This window comes from Enterococcus sp. DIV1283b (genome assembly GCF_051710965.1).
Classification (GTDB): Bacteria; Bacillota; Bacilli; order Lactobacillales; family Enterococcaceae; genus Enterococcus_B; species Enterococcus_B lactis.
This window is the reverse complement of record NZ_JBIOLR010000001.1, coordinates 943,279-962,525: the sequence shown is the minus strand read 5'-3', so window position 1 is coordinate 962,525 and position 19,247 is coordinate 943,279. Positions and strand designations below refer to the sequence as shown.

The window sequence follows — 19,247 nt, the reverse complement described above, 5'->3', positions numbered from 1 at the left end:
ATAACCACAACACAAGAATAGTGAATTGTTAATCATTTGTCAAAGGTTTTTTAGACCAAAAAAGCTATTATAACAACGATCCGAAGTTTTATAGTTTGAATAGACAAAGATACCTTAAAAATACCAGTTACCAATAAAAGAACAGAAAAAAAGACGAACCACATAAGCGATCCGTCAAAATGGACTAACTTATCGAGCAGCGTAATCCACATTAATCCCTATGATATTCCTACAACTATCGTTTTATTACTTCCAATATCATTTACAACAACCTAAAATAGCTTATTAATGACAAATGTTATTAATAGTTTTAGATAACTTTTGCAGTTTTATACTTTTTTTCTATAAAATTTGACAAACATTTTTTTAAATAACTAATTATTTTTTCGAATCTGTCACTCAGACAATTCTTTTTCTTATTTCTTAACATAAATAGATGTCGCTGTTTCTTCTAATAGTGTACTTAATTCTTTAATATTTTGTTTTCCTTCTTCTAACATCCAACTACTCGCTTTTTCTTCGCCTTCGGTAACAAAAGGTGCTACTCCCTTCGCCCATGTTGCTCGTCCACATAAGACACCATTGAATGTCGAACCTGATTGTTTTGCAAAACGCAATGTATCTTGAAATAGTGCAGCGCTGACTCCCGCACTTAAAAAAATAAACGGTTGTTCAGTCACTTTCGATTGTTCATAGAAATACGTGGATGCCTCTGCTTGACTATAACAAGTCTCTTGCCCATATCCTTCCACAAATCTCATATTCACTGGCACTTCTACTTTCAATACATCCACTTGATAACGTTCTTTTGAAAATTCTCGCATGGCTTCAATAACTTTATGCGGTTTTACTTTTGCATAGGCAAGAGAAGACGGATCGCCAATAGTGGCATCATAAGAAAGGATCTCTAAAAAGAAAGGTATGCCTTCTGCTTCGCATTCTGAACCAATCCGTTCTATAACTATTTGTTTTTGCACATTAATCTCTACTGGTTCATCAACGTCATAGTACAATAAAAATTTACAAGCATCCGCACCCACTTCTTTTAACCTTTTCACTGACCAACTATTCAGTAAATCTGGTAGTCGGCCTGGCATTTTCGCATCATAGCCGGTTTTTTCATAAGCTAGCAACAAGCCACATTCTTTCTCTCGAAGCGCTGCTGCAGGCAGACCATATTCTGGATCGAGTAAAATAGCGGAAGCATACGGAGTCAGGTACTGAGAAACCATCTGTTTAAATTGGATGATATCTTCTGATGTAGCTTCTTTATATTGGTTGATCATTTTCTTCAAAGCACCACGCTGGTCGATAGCTAACGCGCTAATAATTCCAGCTTCATCCGTCAATCGCTTCAAACGTTCCTGTTTTTCTATACTCATTTTCTTCATATATCTTCACCTATTTCTTTAGTTAATATTGCGGCTATTTCTGTTTTTGATTTTGCTGCTCTCAACTGTTCTGTAACCTCTTTTCGCATCAATGATCGTGCAACGAGAGACAATAATTTCAAATGAGTCGTTCCTGCTTCTGAATCTGGGATAAATAACGCAAAAATAAAATCAACTGACTGTCTATCTAAACTGTTCCATTCAATTCCTTTGTTCAGTGTGATGATAATCAAACTAGGTTCGTTGATTGTTTGAGACTTCGCATGAGGGATAGCAAAACCTGACATTATTCCTGTAGTACCTTCTTTTTCTCTTTCTAGAAGTTTTTGATATACTTCTTTTTCGTCATGAGCGATTCCTAAACAGAATGTTTGCTTTGCTAAAAACTGAAATGCTTCTTCTTGACTATCTAATGGCTGTTGTAAAAAAATGTTCTCTTCATGAATGATTGTCATGATAAGCCTCCTGCTCTTCCTTCTTCGATAACTGTACGATTTGCTGCTTTATTATCCATCTTCTTGTCTTCATCAGTTACTCTTTTCTTTTGGATCAAACCTAGTATCACTCCACCAACGATTGAACCAATAAGAATCGCTGTAATCCATTGGATTTTTCCCGTCACTACAGGTAACACTAAAAAACCGCCATGTGGGGCTGGTACTTGGACACCAAACAGATAGGTCAAGACAGCAGCAATTGATGAGCCTAACATCATCGTTGGTAATACTCGGATCGGGTCTTTCGCAGCAAACGGAATAGCTCCCTCCGTAATATGAGTTGATCCTAAAATAAAATTAACCAAACCTGCATTACGATCATTAGTATCAAAATATTTACCAAACAATAAAGTTGCAAAACCAGTAATCAACGGTGGTGCAATGCAAGCTGCTGACACGCCAGCCATAAAACTCGTGTTTCCTTGTGCCAAAAGAGCTGTACCTGTTACATATGCCGCCTTATTAATCGGTCCTCCCATATCAAACGCACACATGCAACCAACAATCACGCCAAGAACAAGTGGATTCGAATGTTCAAATCCAGCTAAAAAGCTCATCATTCCTTCATTTACAGCCTTCATTGGACCCGCCAACAAAGACATCACGATGCCAATAAACGCTACACCAATAACTGGATATAAGAAGATTGCCTTCAAGCCATCTAGTTGTTTAGGTAAAATTGTCAGTAGCTTTTGCAAAAATAAGACAAAATAACCTGCTAAGAACCCAGCTAAAATACCTCCTAAAAATCCAGTACCGCCATTCATGGCCACGATTCCACCAACAAATCCAACGACTAACCCTGGACGTTTCGCGATCCCTTCTGCAATATAAGCTGCTAAAACTGGAACCATCATCCCCATTGCTGCATCGCCAACCGTTTTTAACATCGCCGCTGTAGCATTGTATTGTGCATGATCTGGATCAAAAGAATAGATTCCCCAAACGGCAAATGAAATAGCAATCAATACTCCGCCAGCTACCACGAAAGGCAACATATGAGAGACACCATTCATCAAATTTTTATAGATGCTGCGACCAAAATTAGCACCACTTATCGTTTCTGATTCTAAAGTATCAACAGCTTCATTATCTGCTAAGATGGTCCCTTTTCCTGCCAATGCCTCGTCAATCAGCCGTTGTGCATCTTTGATTCCTGTACTGACAGAAACATCAATGACTCGTTTTCCCGCAAATCTTTCTGAATGGACATCTTTGTCTGCGGCAATAATGACAGCATCTGCCTGTTTGATTTCTTCAGCCGTTAATTCATTCTCGATCCCAATTTGTCCATGGGTCTCCACTTTGATCGTGATGCCTTTTTTCCTAGCTGCTTGCTCTAATGCCTCTTGCGCCATGTAGGTATGTGCAATTCCTGTCGGACAACCGGTTGCTGCAATTAGTTTATATTTTCCCATCTTTCGAACCTCTCTTCCTTGATTTTGATTTGTTTACTTAATTCCTCCACATCCAAAAAATCAGTCAGTCCTTTACGAAAAGCAGTAGAGCTGCCTGCTGCTATGCTTTTACGTAACGTTTCATCAAGCGGTCGTCGATTCATGTATCCTGCTAAAAAAGTGCCTAACATGGCATCACCTGCACATGCTGTATTGACAACTTTTCCTTTTGGCGAGTTTCCTCGAATCACCCTGTCTTTCGTAAAAAGAATCGCTCCTTTCTCCCCGAGGGATAACAAAACATTTTCTGCACCTAACTCTACTAATCGTTGTCCATAAACAAAGTAATCTTCATCTGTAACCATTTTTCGTCCGAACCAAGAAGAAAGTTCTTCCTCGTTCGGTTTCAGCAAAAACGGTCGATAGGGCAAACAATCCATGACCTCTTGATCACTACTATCAATAATCAAATGAATCCCCTTTTCCTGACAAATCCGACTGATTTCCACTAAAACCTTCGGAGACATTCCTCTTGGTAAACTCCCAGAAACACAAAGGTAATCCTCTGCTTGTAATGCTCTTATTTGATTTAAAAAATTATGGACAGCTGCCTGCGGTATTTCAGGTCCTTGATTCACTAATTTGTATTCTTCTTTCGTTTGATTGACTTGTGTAAATACATTGATACGCGTCATACCAGGCACTTCAATAAACTCTGTTTGGATTTGTTTCTTCTGTAAATAGTCTTCTATATATTTTCCTGTGAAACCAGCAGAAAAACCTAGTGCCGTACTTGGGAAATCTAGCATCTTTAATACTAGTGACACATTCACCCCTTTTCCGTTTGCCTGAATGTCATCCTCTTTTGTGCGGTTTACCATAAAAGGATGCATCTCCTCTGTTTCAATAAATAGATCAATTGCCAAATTCATCGTGCATGTGTAGATAGACATAACCAATGACCTCCTTGACTCTATTATGAAATACGCGAAAGAGAAAATGTTTTCTTAATCGTTCCAACACAAAGAAAACCTTTACATTTATAAACACCTCGTGCTATTTTTTAACTAACTTTTGGTGAAAGAAGGAAAGAATATGGATCACAAATTAAGTGAAACAGAACAGTACCTCTGGAACTTTATCGAACACCACATCCTAGAGATCCCTAACTACTCCATCGTGAAACTAAGTGAACAAGCAAATGTCTCAACAGCCACCATTGTGCGGACAATGAAGAAGAAAGGCTATGAAGGATTTACTTCGTTTAAGCACCATCTAAAAGAAGGAGAAAACAAGAACATCAATTTTTCTTTCTTAGATAAAGTAGACAAAGGTATCCGTCGAGCCATTCTAAAAAATGAACAAGAAGTGGTACGTACGATCAATATGTTGGAAATCGGGAACATTGAAGATGCAATACAAAGAATCAAATTTGCTGACCGGGTTTTTGTCTTTGCACGAGGATTTTCAGAAATGATTGGTCAAGAGATGCTGGTAAAACTTCAATTAACAGGGAAAAATTGTCAAATGCATACTGATCCAGAAATCATCAAAAGCATCAGTCGGAAACTAACTAAGAAAGACAGCGTTATTTTTGTTTCTTTGAACGGCGAGACAAAAGAACTCGTCACTGCCGCAAAGAATTGCTATGACGCAGAGATTGGTTCGATTCTAGTTACAGCCAATCATTCCTCTACACTCAAAGATTATTGCGAGATAAATCTCGTAGGGTTCAAATCAGAAGGTTCGTATTTCCCTGATTATGAAGTACGTTCACGCTTGCCTCTCCAGATCATCGCGAGAATTCTGCTCGATGCCTATGTATTGCGTATGGGGGAGAATTGAGAAGCAGTTTATTGTGGTTGGTTACAGTTTAAAACATCACATTTTTTTATTCTTTATATTGTAGGGACTCACGGAAACTTTTTATGTATAAGGTTATTCACAATCTACAAAGTTACTTTAAGTAACAAAAAAATAAATAAAAATACTTAAAACAAAAAAATATCTTTTTAATCAATAAAAAAATTGACATATTTATTAATAATAAGCTATTCTGTTATAGAAGAAAAAATCATTTGTTATTAATAGTAACAAAAAGGAGTATATCATGAAAAAGTTATCTCAAAAACGTTTAGCTCAAATCATTATTGATTCTAGAAAATCTCTAAAAATGACACAACAACAACTTGCAGTAGCTACTGGTATCAACCGCGCCTTAATTAGTCGATTAGAATCTCTCGATTTTATCCCTTCAATACAACAATTAGAATCATTAGCCGAAGTTCTAAATTTTGAACCAACAGATCTATTTATAAATGAATCAAATAAATCAAACAGAACAAAACATCAGTCGAAGAATATTGCTGTAGCTGGTACTGGTTATGTAGGTCTTTCCATTGCTATTCTTCTTGCTCAGCACAATCAGGTAACAGCAGTAGACATTATTCCTGAAAAAGTAAAACAAATCAATAATAAGAAATCGCCAATACAAGATGATTACATTGAAAAATATCTAGCTGAAAAAAAACTTAATTTAATTGCAACGACTGATGGTGCAGCCGCTTATAGAGAAGCCGATTTTGTTGTCATTGCTGCCCCAACAAATTATGATAGTAAACAAAATTATTTTGACACTTCTGCTGTAGAATCAGTAATTGAATTGGTATTAGCAGTCAATCCAAAAGCAATAATGGTTATCAAATCGACGGTACCTGTAGGCTATACCGAAAGCATTCGTGAAAAATACAATACTAAAAATATTCTATTCAGCCCAGAATTTCTCAGAGAATCTAAGGCATTATATGACAATCTATACCCTTCGCGAATTATTGTTGGCACGGACCAAAATGACAAAACTTTACTAGAAGCCTCTCATACTTTTGCAGATTTACTTCAAGGAGGAGCAATCAAAAAAGATATCGAAACTCTTTTCATGGGATTCACAGAAGCTGAAGCAGTTAAATTATTCGCTAATACTTACCTTGCACTTCGTGTATCTTACTTCAATGAACTTGATACTTACGCAGAAATGAAGAGACTAAATACACAGGAAATCATTCACGGGGTTTGCTTAGATCCAAGAATTGGCACACATTATAATAATCCATCTTTTGGATATGGAGGCTATTGTTTGCCAAAAGATACAAAACAACTTCTTACTAATTATAACGATGTTCCTCAAAATATGATGAGTGCCATTGTCGATAGTAATCGTACAAGAAAAGACTTTATAGCAGAGCGTGTATTAGAACTTGCTGGTGCGTATGAGACCAATAGTTCATGGAGTGAAGAAAAAGAAAAAGAAGTAATCATAGGTGTATACCGTCTTACAATGAAGAGTAATTCAGACAACTTCCGTCAATCATCTATTCAAGGAGTTATGAAGCGAATAAAAGCAAAAGGAGCAACCGTTGTAATTTATGAACCAACACTTGATAATAACACTACATTTTTCGGATCAAGAGTAGTAAATAATTTAGATAATTTTAAAAACATCAGTCACAGTATTATTGCCAATCGGTATGATAGTAATCTTGATGATGTAAAAGAAAAAGTTTATACCAGAGATTTATTTCAACGAGACTGAAAAAATAACACCTCAGATTATTAGTATCTGAGGTGTTTCTACAACTATTCATAATAAAAAAATATAACTATACTTCGTAGAAGGACTTATACCATTGTGCAAATTTACGAAGCCCATCACGCAAACTTGTGCTTGGCTTAAATCCAAAATCTCGTTCTAGCGCACTAGTATCTGCATAAGTAACCGGCACATCTCCTGGTTGCATCGGAACTAGTTCGGTGTGAGATTCAAAGTCGTAATCTTCTGGTAGCACCCCTGCTGCAATTAGCTCTTGTTGTAGAATATCTACAAAATCTAATAGGTTTTCCGGCGTATTGTTGCCAATATTATAAATATGATATGGTGGTATTGGCAGCCCATCTTCCCCAGTAATTTTCTCTGGGGGGCACTGCATAACCCTCTTTACTCCTTCAACAATATCATCTATATAGGTAAAATCACGCTTGCAATTCCCATAATTGAATATTTGGATATTATCACCAGCACGAAGTTTATCAGTAAAACCAAAATAAGCCATATCTGGACGCCCAGCAGGACCATATACTGTAAAGAAACGTAACCCTGTAGACGGAATATTGTAAAGTTTAGAATATGCATGTGCCATTGATTCATTACTTTTCTTAGTTGCTGCATACAACGATACTTGATTGTCTACTTTATCATCTGTAGAATACGGAATCTTTTTATTAGTTCCATAAACGGATGATGATGAAGCATACACTAAATGTTCCACACCGGATTCTCCATTATCATATGAATGACGACAAGCTTCAAGAATATTATAGAATCCTATTATGTTAGATTCGATATACATATCTGGATTAGTAATTGAATAACGGACTCCTGCCTGAGCTGCTAAATTCACCACAATACTTGGTTTATAATTATCAAAGATGAAATCAATTGTTGCTTTATCAGCAATAGAACCTTTGATAAAATTCCAAGTAGATCCTGGATGGTTCTTTGCCTCCGCTTCTATCTCTGATAATCTATAGTTCTTAATAGAGACATCATAGTAATCATTCATATTGTCAATGCCAATGATTTTTATTGATGACTGAGTACGTAATAACTCAAGAACCAAATTTGATCCAATAAAACCGGCTGCGCCAGTTATTAAAATTATTTTATTTTTTAATGATACATTTAACATCATTGCTTGCTCTCTTTCTATTTTTATTACAGTCATCACAATATATATATGATATTTTTATTTAAAGACATATTATTTTAATATGGTTTTCTTATTCTCTAAAATAAACATTTTGTACTTATTTATTCTAAATGTTTTTAGAAATATAGTAAAAACGAGTAAAAAAAGACTTCCTTTAACGTAAAATATTATTATATTTCACGTTTAATAAATATATAATATAAAATATAACTAAACAAAAATGTAAATATTTGAGTAATATTTAAAAAGCTAACGAAAAATTGTTCATCTATACTTTGATAGAAAATCATCATAGCATTGATTGCATAAAAAATAAATAAAAAATTTATCTTATTACTTCTTTTTATATAAGTATACATAATGTTATTAAACAAACTAACTATCATAGAACAAATAATTAAACCAGTTAAACCAAAATCAGATAAATATCTTCTTATTGCTGTATATACATTTGTCATTACCCCACTGTTACCAATTTCGGTAAAAGGCAAAATACGAGTTACGTTAGAAACATTTCCATTCAATCTATTAAATAAATCTTGTACTCCCAAAAATGTCTCTAACCCAGAATCAAACGAATGATTATTATGAACCCCTTGTCCTACAAAATTATTTAATGCAGCAATTGAACCACCAAAATATAAAGATAAAGTATCAGTAATGGATTTTCCTGCCCAACCTTTTAAGTTACCTAAATATACAAAAACTATAATTAAAACTAATAATGTTATTATAGTATAAGAAAAAATCTTTAGTTTATTATATCTATTCCCATTATTCGATTTAGTATATAAGATTATATAAAGAATTAGGAAAAATGATAAAAATTCAATATATGCTCCTCGCGACCCACTCAAAGAATATTGTATTAAATAAATTATTGGTATTAATAAATAAATAATGTTTTCTTTTTTATTCACATCTTTTGGTACCGTAATATTAAAAGTAAATATAAACAAATTTAAATAAGCTAAAGATCTAAGAAATAGAGAGGATATAGAAATTAATAAAGTAGTTGTCTGACCTTTTTGTAATAACCCTAATCTTGCGTATTGAATTAATAAATCTTCTCCTTCATTGTATCCAGAAAAAACCGCAATGTTTTTTATCTGTATATAATACATATATAAAATCAAAATACTCAGACCAATTAAAAGTATAATAACACTTTTGCTTAATTGAATATCATTATATTGTAATAACTTTCGTTTTTTACTATTAGGATATATTGTTTGGCATAATAGTTCAGTAATAAAAAAAACAAATATAAATAGCAAAATAATCAAAATTGTTTTCCCAGTAATTTCAACTCCCCATTCTTTTACTTTTAAGCTTAAGAATAATGAACTCAATAAAAAAACAGATACCGTTATAAAACTCGGCGAAATCAAATCCTTTCCATTTAAATAATATATTAGTAATAAAGCTAGTAACAGAGCTACATTTAGAGTAAACATTTATACTTCTCCTATATTAACTAAACCTAAAATCACAAATATTTTTTATATATATTATATGATTTACGTACCATTTCATATTTTTTTCTTGAAGGAATTTTTTTCACAGATTGACTTTCTTGGTGCAGCACATGTAGCTCAGGAACATATAAAATTTTTCCGCTAACTCTTCTTACTTGCTCGCTAAAGATGGCTTCTTCTCCCCATAAAAATACTTTAGCATCCAACAGAGAATAATACTTAAAAAAATGGGAAGTAAGAACATAACAAGCACCAATCCCCGCTTCAATATACATACTCTTATTTATTTTTGTATTTTTTATAGTTTTATTTGTTTTTAAGATATTATATACAGTTTTTAAAAGAATCATAATATAATAATTTGACCAATAGATATCATTTTTTACTTTTTCAATTTTTGATATCCTAGTTTTTCTAAGTGGATTTTGATGTACTCCCGTAACAGTCTCTACATCAGGAGCTAAAGCTAAAACACTTTTTTCAAATTTAACTGTATCTAATTTTAGTAAAAAATCACTATCAAATTCTAAATCATTATTACAAATAATAACATATTTATAAGAGCTATTCTCTATATACTTTAAACCTAAATTCAACCCGCCAAAATATCCATGGTTGATAGATGATTTGATTAAAGTCACATTGGATATAGATTGTGTCTCTTTATCAAGTATACGAGTATCTTCCTGATTTGATCCATTATCAATAATTATTATATCTAAAATTTCTTGTGGATTACTTTTGGTTAACCCATTTAAATTTTTAACAAAATTCAGTGTTAATTGTGCATTATTAAAATTAATTGCAATAAAACAAATTTTATTTATCAATGGCTTTTATTCTCCTAACTTACTTTAATTAATAAAATAATAATCCTACTTCATAAATTCAAAAAATTCATCTCGATACTTTTCTTCTTTGAAAAAGTCTAATTTTCTCATATTCCTCACTAATATATCATATTGATTGCTATCTAATTTTAAAGCTTTTTCAATAATCTTTTCAAGTGCGTTATCGTCCACTTTTTTTGTATAAAAGCTATCAACAGAATTAGTGATATAGCAACTAATATCAGAAAAATCATTAGTTATTACCGGTACACCTAAAGCAATACTCTCAGAAAACTTAGTAGGAAAACCATAATTATTTGCCCTTGTTCCTTTTCTAAAAAAAACAGAATAGTGTGACATACTTATAACTTTTCTCGCTTCATTTCGTGCAAGCCTACCATGAAATTTAAGCCATGTTTTATCAGAACAATTTAAACTCATTTGTTCGGCCTCAATACCTATAATCTCTAATTTAATTATATAACCCTTTTTCACAAGGTTATTAATAGCATTTATAATAGCTTCTAAATCATCTTTGCCAGTCGCTCCATTTCCAGAAAAAACTAAAACATACGGTTTTCTTTTATTCTGAATTTTATAAGTATCATCCATAAGTGGCGGTATTAATATAGTCTTTTTTTTGCTATATTTTTTTTCTAATCGACTACTTATACATATTATTTTTTTAGATAAGAAATTTAAAAAGTTCATTCTCAGTGATGTATCTAGCCATTTGATTGGTTTTTTAAATAAAGAAATACCTTTTGTATCATACCATTCAGAACAGTCAATTATAAGTTCGTAATTAAACCTCTTTTTATTTAATAGCAACTTAATAAAAAGAATACTAGGCAAATTGTAAGCAATTATTACGTCTGGTTGATAAGTATATATATATCTTTCTAGCTTTTTGAAACTAATTTGTTCCCAGTATGATTTTTTTTGTAAGCTAGCGTTGTAATTTGCTTCATCACATCCAAAATATATACTGAAATATTGAGTAGCGTAGTTTATTGATTTTAAAAGTCTTCCAATGTTTTTTACTCTCGTCGTAGCTGCGTTTTCATAAGGAAAAATGAATCCCCCTACATATAGTACTTTTTTCATTTTTAAATTCCTTCTAAAATATTTTCGATTTTTTTCATATATTGATCTATAACAATATCTCTAGAAAATCTTTCACTTACATATTTTCTAGATTCTTTTCCCATGTCTCTTTTTTCTTCATATGAAAGATCTAAAAATTTTTTTATCTGTATAACTAAGTCATCTGTATTTTTAGGTTGAAATAAATAACCATTCTTATTTTTATTTATTACTTCTCTACACCCTACATGATTTGTTGTTATCAAAGGTCTTCCAGAAGACGCACTCTCTAATAGTACATTCGAAATTCCTTCTGGATAATAAGATGGATGAATAGTGCAGTGCATATCTATTAGTAGTTTTCTTATATCTATAACCATTCCATGATAAATAATTATTCCAGATTTCTGTAAGGAAGTTAGTTTCTTTTCGTAATCTTGTTCAGCAAATCCACAAATATGGAATTCTGTATTAGGATATTCTTTTTTTATTATTTCAGCTGCCTCTAAATACTGTTCAATCCCCTTTTCTTTCATTAGTCTTGAAATAAAAACAAACTTAATTACATCGCTCTTAGGATAAGGTAACAGTTTAAAATAATTCAAATTTACACCTGAACCAGGTAATAAATTATACTTATTTTCTTTTGCTATCCTTTTTTTCTTAAAAAACTCTAAATTTTCATTATTTTGAAAGAATATACTATTGATTCTTCTAAAAGAAATTTTGTATAGTAACACTAATATTTTACTAGTTAAAGAATTCTTTTCTAGAGCAGTGCCTAATCCGGTAATATTTGAAATATACGGTATATTTAATTTTGCACTCGCGAGTCCACCGTAAATATTAGGTTTTATTGTGAAAGTTAGTACTACTAACGGATTAATTTTTGTTAGTATATCTTTATAGTGTTTAATTAAAGTAAACTCTTTAAATGGATTCATACCATGTCTGTCTACTTCGACCTCTATAAATTTGCATCCTAATTCCTCTAATAAAGGAATTCTTTCACCAAATGGTGATACTATAATAACTTCATACCCTTTTTCGATTAGCGCTTCTACAATTTCTTTTCTAAAGTTATAAATAACAATATCATGATTAACTATAAATACTACTCTTTTATTTTCATAAAAATTTACCCTTTTAAAATTATTAGAACTTGCTAAATTCACTTACCCCACACCACTCTATTCACATAGTCTGTATAAGAAAGGATGATACGCAATACTTTTTCCGAAACATTTGGCATTGAATAATCTGCGACGTGTCGCAAAGTATCTTTTTGCTGTGTTTCCAATACTTCCAGTCCTTGCATAATTCTTTCTTTTTCTAATCCTACCATCATGACACTTGCTTCTTCCATTGCTTCTGGTCGCTCATGTGCTTGACGGATATTCAATGCTTTGAAGTTCAAAATGGAAGATTCTTCGCTGATCGTTCCGCTGTCGCTTAGTACAGCTTTTGCATTGATTTGCAATTTATTGTAATCATTGAATCCCATCGGTTTCATTGTTTGGATCAGCTCATGGAATTTGATTCCTTTTGCTTCGATCATCTTCATTGTCCGCGGATGCGTACTGATGATGATTGGCAATTGGTAAGTTTCAGCGATTGTATTCAAGCTATCTACCAAGTGTAAGAAATTTGTTTCTGAGCTGATATTTTCTTCGCGGTGAGCAGAAACGACAAAATATTGTCCTTCTTTCAACCCTAAGCGATTAAGGACATCGGAATGTTGGATGTCCTCTTTTCTTGAATTGAGAACTTCAAACATCGGACTTCCTGTTTTGATTATACGGTCAGCTGGTAATCCTTCACGTAAGAGATATTCTCTCGCGATATCGCTATAGGTTAGATTGATATCCGCTGTATGATCAACAATTTTACGATTTGTTTCTTCCGGTACTCGTTGATCGAAACAGCGATTTCCTGCCTCCATATGGAAAATGGGAATATGGCGACGTTTGGCGGCAATTGCACATAAACAGCTATTTGTATCTCCTAATACTAAGAATGCATCTGGTTTTACTTCTTCCAAAATTGGATCAATCTTGATCAAAATATTTCCAACTGTTTCAATGGCTGTTCCAGTTGCTGCATTTAGAAAATAATCGGGTTTCTTTAGCTTGAAGTCTTCGAAGAATACTTCATTTAATTCATAGTCATAGTTTTGTCCAGTGTGTACTAGAATATGTTCGATTGCTTCTGATTGATCCAAACGATTGATAACAGCAGACAAACGAATGATTTCTGGTCGCGTTCCTACTACTGTCATCACTTTTAATTTTTTCATTGTTTAAACCTCCACATAATAAGTATCAGGATGTTTTGGATCAAATGGTTCATTTACCCACATCACCGTCACCATATTCGATGATCCCAGATTTTCGATATTGTGCGTATAACCTACTGGAATATCAACTACTTCCAATTTTTCTCCTGAAACAAAATACTCGATTATTTCATTTGAGTCTACTTTCCTAAAACGGATCACACCTTCTCCGCTCACTACTAAGAATTTTTCATTTTTGGTATGATGCCAATGATTTCCTTTCGTGATTCCCGGTTTGGAAATATTGACAGATACTTGACCTCGGTCTTTTGTTCTTAAAAATTCAGTAAACGATCCTCGATCATCTACATTCATTTTTAGAAAATAAGCAAAATCGTCTTCTGGTAAGAAGCTTAAGTACGTACTGTACAGATTTTTTTCTACTCTTCTCGCAAGGTTAGGAACACTCAAGTTCGTTCGACTATTTTTGAAAGATGTAATCAGTTCTTTTAATTCGCCGACCGTTACTTCATTCGTCTCACGTACAGCACAATACCCCTTTTCCATATAAGGTTGTCTGTTCAGACAATGAAGTAATTCCTTCACAACATCATCGATATAACAAAGTTCAATGACAGCAGATGGATCATTTACCGTCACTTCTTCGTCCCTTGCGATTTTGTAACAAAATGTGGCTACAACTGTATTATAATTTGGTTGTGACCACTTACCGTACAAGTTTGAGAAACGATAAATATATACAGGTGCTCCGGTTTCTTTTTGGTATTTCTTTAATAACTCTTCTCCTGCTTTTTTGCTTTTGCCATAAGAATTATCAAGTTCTGCTTGGATAGAGGAAGAAAGCATCACTGGACATGTATTGCCATGTGCTTTTAGTTTTTCTAGCAATTCTGAAGTAAATCCAAAATTTCCTTTCATGAATTCTGCATCATCTTTTGGTCTGTTCACTCCAGCTAAATGAAAAACAAAGTCTGCTTTTTTACAATATTCATCTAATAAATGTACAGGCGTGTCTCTATCAAAACTAAGAATATCTGTGAATCCTTCATTTTTTAATTCAGCAACTAAATTTTTTCCAATAAAACCATTTGACCCAGTTACTAAAATATTCATTGATTTTGCCACTCTTTCAATTCTTTTCTTACATATTCCAGTTCAAGAAGTCTTTCTTTGATTTGTTCTACAGATAATCGTTGTGTATTATCTGAATTGTATTCTCCTTCTTGTGTCAGCGCTTTGCTTCCTTCAACGAAATACTTATCATAATTCAAATCACGTGTGTCTGCAGGGACACGATAGAAATCACCCATATCTTGAGCAACTAAGTATTCTTCTTTTGTCAGTAGTGTTTCATAACGCTTTTCGCCATGCCGTGTTCCGATAATATGAATCTCATTGTCTGCATGGAATAATTCTTTGATTGCTTGTGCTAGGTCGCCGACAGTAGAAGCTGGTGATTTTTGTACCATGATATCCCCTGCTTTTGCGTTTTGGAAGGCAAAAACAACCAACTCTACAGCTTCTTCCAAACTCATCAAAAATCTTGTCATGCCAGGATCTGTCACTGTTAATGGTTTACCACTTTTTATCTGGTCAATGAATAATGGAATAACTGATCCTCTAGAAGCCATTACATTTCCATAACGTGTGCCACAAATCATCGTGCGTTCGTCAGTAACGGTTCTTGCTTTAGCAACAAATACTTTTTCCATCATAGCTTTGGAAATCCCCATAGCATTGATTGGATACGCAGCTTTATCAGTAGACAAGCAAATAACTTTTTGAATCCCCATTTCGATTGCTGCAGTTACGACATTATCTGTTCCCATAATATTTGTTTTCACAGCTTCCATTGGGAAAAACTCGCAAGAAGGTACTTGTTTAAGTGCTGCTGCATGGAAAACATAATCAACGCCATACATCGCATTTTTGACACTGTTGATGTCCCGAACATCTCCAATGTAAAATTTCAATTTGTCATTGTTGTATTTCTTCCGCATATCGTCTTGTTTTTTCTCGTCACGAGAAAAGATACGTATTTCTTTGATATCTGAATCTAAAAAACGTTTCATCACTGCGTTCCCAAAAGAACCAGTGCCGCCTGTGATTAATAAAATTTTATCTTTGAACATTATTATTCCTCCTACTATTTTTAAAAATCGAAATTGAATATTAATTTTATTTCTCAATAGTCCTTTTTATTGTTTCTTCGAAGTCAACTAATCTATCGTCTCTTTCGTTAGGAGCATAAACTAGACTTCCAAATGCTTTGTTTGTAAGCCTGCCGATTTTCCCAGGAAAATATCCTAACAATTTAACAAAATAGTTAAAATAGGGAAAGATGATTATTTTCTTTTTTCGGTATTTTGCTATTGTTTGTATAATATCACTGGTCCTGACATACTCGTTATTTTGCGGAAAAAAGATACCATTCTTTTCTTCATCAATTATTTCTTTTAAATATATGCATAAATTTTCAATAAACAACATGGAACGTTGATTTTTAATAGCAGGAAAGGCAGGTAACTTATCCGCTAGTTTAACTAGTTCCGGAAAGTTTCCCTTACTCCCCGGTCCATAGATCATTGGCGGACGTAAAATAGCAACATGGAAAGTATCCTCATCTAATGGTTGTAAGCCAATCTCCGCTTGCAGCTTGCTGTCGCCATAGAAATTGGAAGGATTTGGTTTGGTATCTGGAGTGATTACACGTTTTTTGTTGATATTTGTTTCTTCACCATAAATAATGATGGAACTCATATAAATGAATTGTCCGTTCTTTCCTGATAGATCTTGTTTATATTTTTTTGCTGTCTCAATTGCAAGGTCTCGATTGACCGCATAATAGAGCTGTTTGGTTTCTTCGCTTACTTTCGATACATCTGCGTGCGCGATACCTGCTACATGAAAAACCGTATCATACCCCGACAAGTCATGTTCTCGCCACGCGTCACCTCGTACACTTAGTGTGTCGATTTGATACTCGTCTTGAAATTGTGTCATCCATTTTTTGAAGGATGTACCGATATAGCTATTTGCACCAGTAATCAGGATCTTTTTCATTTTGCATCCTCCTTTTTCACCGAACCAGTTCCGCCTTCGACAACGCCGTCGCTTCTAAAGACGGAGATTATGGTTCCAAAAAAGCATTTTAGATCCATCATTGGCGTGATATTTGCTGTGTACTGTCCATCTAAACGTGCTTTGTAGTCGATCTCTAATTCATCCCGTCCACTGATCTGTGCGAGGCCTGTTAGTCCTGGACGGATATCATTTGCGTGGTACTTGTCTCGTTCTTCAATCAAATCATATTGGTTCCATAGCGCTGGACGTGGTCCGATGACTGCCATGTCCCCTTTTAATATATTAAATAATTGCGGTAGTTCATCCAGACTTGTTTTTCTAAGGAATTTTCCTACTCGTGTAATAAAAAAGTCAGGATTTGATAACAAATGAGTTGGTGTCTCTTGAGGCGTATCTACTTTCATCGTTCGGAATTTATAGATATAAAAATGGGATTTGTTTTTTCCTACCCGTTTTTGTTTAAAGATGATTGGACCTTTTGAATCAATTTTGATAGCTATACATAGAATCAAAAGGATTGGTGACAATACGATGATACCAATTAAAGATAATAAAAAATCTATCCCTCTTTTTAAACCGTCTTTATACACTTTACTCCCCCTACTTATTTGAAGCATTTGCAAAAGTGACAATTTCTTTAGCCAATTGTTCGTCGTCTTGCGGCAGGCTATTGACGAATTCCATCACTGTTTGCATGGAGTAACCTTTGATGTTTCCTACAAAGATCTTCTCGTAAACTGCTTCATCGTTTCTTTCCTTATCCAACAATAGTTCTTCATATAGTTTTTCCCCTGGACGGATACCTGTTTCAACGATTTCGATCTCGTCTTCGCTATATCCGCTCAATCGGATCATGTTTTTGGCTAGATCTACGATTTTCACTGGTTCGCTCATATCTAAAATAAAGATTTCGCCGCCTTTTGCTAATGCACCAGATTGAATAACTAAACGACTAGCTTCAGGAATCGTCATGAAATATCGGGTCATACGAAAGTCTGTTACAGTGACTGGCCCTCCTTGAGCAATTTGTTCTCTGAATACTGGGATCACACTACCACGAGAACCAAGGACATTCCCAAATCTGACAGCTGAGAATTTCGTACAGCCTTCTTCATTCAACCCAGTCACGATCATTTCAGCGATTCGTTTTGTTGAACCCATGACGTTTGGCGGATTGTTGGCTTTATCTGTCGAGACCATGACGAAGTTTTTTACTTTCGCTGCTTTGGCTGCTTCTGCTACATTTTTTGTACCGAAAATATTGTTTTTGACTGCTTCTTTTGGGTTATATTCCATCAGCGGTACATGCTTATGAGCGGCTGCATGGTAAACGATATCTGGGTGGTATTGTTCCATGATCTCATTGATTTTCTTGCGATCTTGGATATCCGAAATAATTGGTACGATTTCTGTAGGACACTTTTGATGATGCGTGCGTAATTCACGGTCAATCAAGTAAATCGAGTTCTCTCCATGACCTAGAAGTAATAGTTTTGCAGGGTCAAACTGGATGATTTGCCGGCAGATTTCTGAACCGATCGATCCTCCTGCACCGGTGACCAGAATGACTTTGTTCGTGATCTGGTCTTTGATGGATTCGATATCCAACTCTACCTCATCTCTTCCCAGTAAATCCACTACGTCGATGGTTTTTAATTTTGATACGCTGATTTTCCCTGAAGCAAGTTCTTCCATAGAAGGCATCGTGTTGACTTTCACATGAGCAGATTCGACTAACTCGAAGATTCTTCGTAATTTTTTTCTTGATAAAGAAGGGATAGCGATCGTTACCATTTGGATGTCATATTTTTCGATCAATTCCGGTATATCTTTTAATGACCCCAGTACTTTTTTTCCTGAAAGATACGTATTTCTTTTATTCGGATCATCATCCACGAATCCAACGACATGGATATCTTGAGCCGTTTTAGAACCAAGAAAACTGTTGTATAAAATACGTCCACCTTCGCCGGCCCCAACGATCAAGGTATTTTTAGCGGAATCTGTTGATAGATACCTCATGTTTTTTGTTTCGATATAGATACGCCAGATCAATCGGCTGCCAATGATCAATAATAGCGAAAGTAGGTATGCAAAGATGACTAAACGTAAACTGTATTGTTTATTTATGAAAAGCAATACGATGATACTTGAGGCCGCACTTGCAGATAACGAACCAAAAATCGCAATCATCTCTCTTAAATTGGTGTAACGATTGATTCGAGTGAATACTTTGAAAAAACTACCATATAATAGATAAAAAACAATCGATAACCCGCTGGAGATTAAAATAAGATCTATTGGTATAGCTACAAACGGCTCCATAAAATTAACCGCTGCGCTATTTGCAGCAATCAATAACAAGCTGTCTACTAAAATCAAAGTAATGATTTTTCTTCTTCTTGTTAAAACAAACACCCTACAT

General features: G+C 34.1%; 17 protein-coding genes. 2 read left to right on the top strand and 15 right to left on the bottom strand.

Annotated elements, in window-relative coordinates; genetic code table 11:
* Nucleotides 1-416: 416 nt before the first annotated feature.
* The 4 genes from lacD to pfkB are packed head-to-tail and all read right to left on the bottom strand — an operon-like array spanning nt 417 to nt 4,238.
* Nucleotides 417-1,391 (bottom strand): tagatose-bisphosphate aldolase, encoded by a 975-nt coding sequence (gene lacD, locus IGJ53_RS04580; protein ID WP_259741699.1) that lies wholly within the window; start codon nt 1,389-1,391, stop codon nt 417-419.
* A complete protein-coding gene (locus IGJ53_RS04575) occupies nt 1,388-1,846 on the bottom strand; it encodes a fructose PTS transporter subunit IIA (RefSeq protein WP_259741698.1) in 459 nt (152 codons plus the stop codon). Before IGJ53_RS04575 ends, lacD begins: the two co-directional genes overlap by 4 nt.
* Nucleotides 1,843-3,306 carry a PTS fructose transporter subunit IIC gene (locus tag IGJ53_RS04570; RefSeq protein WP_010732186.1) on the bottom strand — a complete coding sequence of 488 codons (1,464 nt, stop codon included), beginning with the start codon at nt 3,304-3,306 and terminating at the stop codon, nt 1,843-1,845. Before IGJ53_RS04570 ends, IGJ53_RS04575 begins: the two co-directional genes overlap by 4 nt.
* Nucleotides 3,288-4,238, bottom strand: a complete 951-nt coding sequence (pfkB, locus tag IGJ53_RS04565; RefSeq protein WP_259741697.1) for a 1-phosphofructokinase — start codon at nt 4,236-4,238, stop codon at nt 3,288-3,290. Before pfkB ends, IGJ53_RS04570 begins: the two co-directional genes overlap by 19 nt.
* A 142-nt stretch (nt 4,239-4,380) precedes the next feature.
* Here pfkB and IGJ53_RS04560 point away from each other — a divergent pair, with 142 nt between their 5' ends.
* Together IGJ53_RS04560 and IGJ53_RS04555 are read left to right on the top strand one after the other, a co-directional pair.
* Nucleotides 4,381-5,130, top strand: coding sequence for a MurR/RpiR family transcriptional regulator (locus tag IGJ53_RS04560; RefSeq protein ID WP_002302187.1), 750 nt, complete (start codon nt 4,381-4,383; stop codon nt 5,128-5,130).
* Nucleotides 5,131-5,395: 265 nt separating this feature from the next.
* Complete coding sequence (locus IGJ53_RS04555; RefSeq protein WP_259741696.1) at nt 5,396-6,874, top strand: nucleotide sugar dehydrogenase; 1,479 nt, start codon at nt 5,396-5,398, stop codon at nt 6,872-6,874.
* A 67-nt stretch (nt 6,875-6,941) separates the two neighbouring features.
* Here IGJ53_RS04555 and IGJ53_RS04550 read toward each other — a convergent pair whose 3' ends face one another.
* From IGJ53_RS04550 to IGJ53_RS04500, 11 genes are all read right to left on the bottom strand, one after another.
* Complete coding sequence (locus tag IGJ53_RS04550; protein WP_259741707.1) at nt 6,942-8,027, bottom strand: NAD-dependent epimerase/dehydratase family protein; 1,086 nt, start codon at nt 8,025-8,027, stop codon at nt 6,942-6,944.
* 191 nt (nt 8,028-8,218) lie between these two features.
* A complete protein-coding gene (locus IGJ53_RS04545; protein ID WP_259741695.1) occupies nt 8,219-9,505 on the bottom strand; it encodes an O-antigen polymerase in 1,287 nt (428 codons plus the stop codon).
* Nucleotides 9,506-9,537: 32 nt separating this feature from the next.
* Nucleotides 9,538-10,356 carry a glycosyltransferase family 2 protein gene (locus IGJ53_RS04540; protein ID WP_259741694.1) on the bottom strand — a complete coding sequence of 273 codons (819 nt, stop codon included), beginning with the start codon at nt 10,354-10,356 and terminating at the stop codon, nt 9,538-9,540.
* A 45-nt stretch (nt 10,357-10,401) separates the two neighbouring features.
* On the bottom strand, nt 10,402-11,463 hold the full coding sequence (locus IGJ53_RS04535) for a glycosyltransferase (protein ID WP_104836089.1): 1,062 nt from the start codon (nt 11,461-11,463) through the stop codon (nt 10,402-10,404).
* Between the two features lie 2 nt (nt 11,464-11,465).
* A complete protein-coding gene (locus tag IGJ53_RS04530) occupies nt 11,466-12,617 on the bottom strand; it encodes a glycosyltransferase family 4 protein (protein ID WP_002336786.1) in 1,152 nt (383 codons plus the stop codon).
* On the bottom strand, nt 12,614-13,738 hold the full coding sequence (wecB, locus tag IGJ53_RS04525; RefSeq protein WP_259741693.1) for a non-hydrolyzing UDP-N-acetylglucosamine 2-epimerase: 1,125 nt from the start codon (nt 13,736-13,738) through the stop codon (nt 12,614-12,616). The genes IGJ53_RS04530 and wecB overlap by 4 nt, the downstream gene beginning before the upstream one ends.
* 3 nt (nt 13,739-13,741) lie before the next feature.
* Nucleotides 13,742-14,851, bottom strand: a complete 1,110-nt coding sequence (locus tag IGJ53_RS04520) for a capsular polysaccharide biosynthesis protein CapF (protein WP_259741692.1) — start codon at nt 14,849-14,851, stop codon at nt 13,742-13,744.
* The gene (locus IGJ53_RS04515; RefSeq protein WP_259741691.1) at nt 14,848-15,870 is read right to left on the bottom strand and encodes a polysaccharide biosynthesis protein; all 1,023 of its coding nucleotides are present in this window, start codon (nt 15,868-15,870) and stop codon (nt 14,848-14,850) included. The genes IGJ53_RS04520 and IGJ53_RS04515 overlap by 4 nt, the downstream gene beginning before the upstream one ends.
* Nucleotides 15,871-15,916: 46 nt before the next feature.
* Nucleotides 15,917-16,801 carry an NAD-dependent epimerase/dehydratase family protein gene (locus IGJ53_RS04510; protein WP_259741690.1) on the bottom strand — a complete coding sequence of 295 codons (885 nt, stop codon included), beginning with the start codon at nt 16,799-16,801 and terminating at the stop codon, nt 15,917-15,919.
* Nucleotides 16,798-17,412, bottom strand: a complete 615-nt coding sequence (locus IGJ53_RS04505; RefSeq protein WP_311135310.1) for a sugar transferase — start codon at nt 17,410-17,412, stop codon at nt 16,798-16,800. Before IGJ53_RS04505 ends, IGJ53_RS04510 begins: the two co-directional genes overlap by 4 nt.
* Nucleotides 17,413-17,422: 10 nt before the next feature.
* Complete coding sequence (locus IGJ53_RS04500) at nt 17,423-19,240, bottom strand: polysaccharide biosynthesis protein (RefSeq protein WP_438749656.1); 1,818 nt, start codon at nt 19,238-19,240, stop codon at nt 17,423-17,425.
* Between the last annotated feature and the right edge of the window lie 7 nt (nt 19,241-19,247).

Excerpts from the sequence above, each read along its gene's own strand:
- IGJ53_RS04570 (WP_010732186.1), bottom strand. The coding sequence starts at position 3,306 with ATGGGAAAATATAAACTAATTGCAGCAACCGGTTGTCCGACAGGAATT.
- IGJ53_RS04545 (WP_259741695.1), bottom strand. The coding sequence starts at position 9,505 with ATGTTTACTCTAAATGTAGCTCTGTTACTAGCTTTATTACTAATATAT.
- IGJ53_RS04510 (WP_259741690.1), bottom strand. The coding sequence starts at position 16,801 with ATGAAAAAGATCCTGATTACTGGTGCAAATAGCTATATCGGTACATCC.
- IGJ53_RS04550 (WP_259741707.1), bottom strand. The coding sequence starts at position 8,027 with ATGTTAAATGTATCATTAAAAAATAAAATAATTTTAATAACTGGCGCA.
- IGJ53_RS04560 (WP_002302187.1), top strand. The coding sequence starts at position 4,381 with ATGGATCACAAATTAAGTGAAACAGAACAGTACCTCTGGAACTTTATC.
- pfkB (WP_259741697.1), bottom strand. The coding sequence starts at position 4,238 with ATGTCTATCTACACATGCACGATGAATTTGGCAATTGATCTATTTATT.
- lacD (WP_259741699.1), bottom strand. The coding sequence starts at position 1,391 with ATGAAGAAAATGAGTATAGAAAAACAGGAACGTTTGAAGCGATTGACG.
- IGJ53_RS04535 (WP_104836089.1), bottom strand. The coding sequence starts at position 11,463 with ATGAAAAAAGTACTATATGTAGGGGGATTCATTTTTCCTTATGAAAAC.
- IGJ53_RS04555 (WP_259741696.1), top strand. The coding sequence starts at position 5,396 with ATGAAAAAGTTATCTCAAAAACGTTTAGCTCAAATCATTATTGATTCT.
- IGJ53_RS04520 (WP_259741692.1), bottom strand. The coding sequence starts at position 14,851 with ATGAATATTTTAGTAACTGGGTCAAATGGTTTTATTGGAAAAAATTTA.
- wecB (WP_259741693.1), bottom strand. The coding sequence starts at position 13,738 with ATGAAAAAATTAAAAGTGATGACAGTAGTAGGAACGCGACCAGAAATC.
- IGJ53_RS04575 (WP_259741698.1), bottom strand. The coding sequence starts at position 1,846 with ATGACAATCATTCATGAAGAGAACATTTTTTTACAACAGCCATTAGAT.
- IGJ53_RS04515 (WP_259741691.1), bottom strand. The coding sequence starts at position 15,870 with ATGTTCAAAGATAAAATTTTATTAATCACAGGCGGCACTGGTTCTTTT.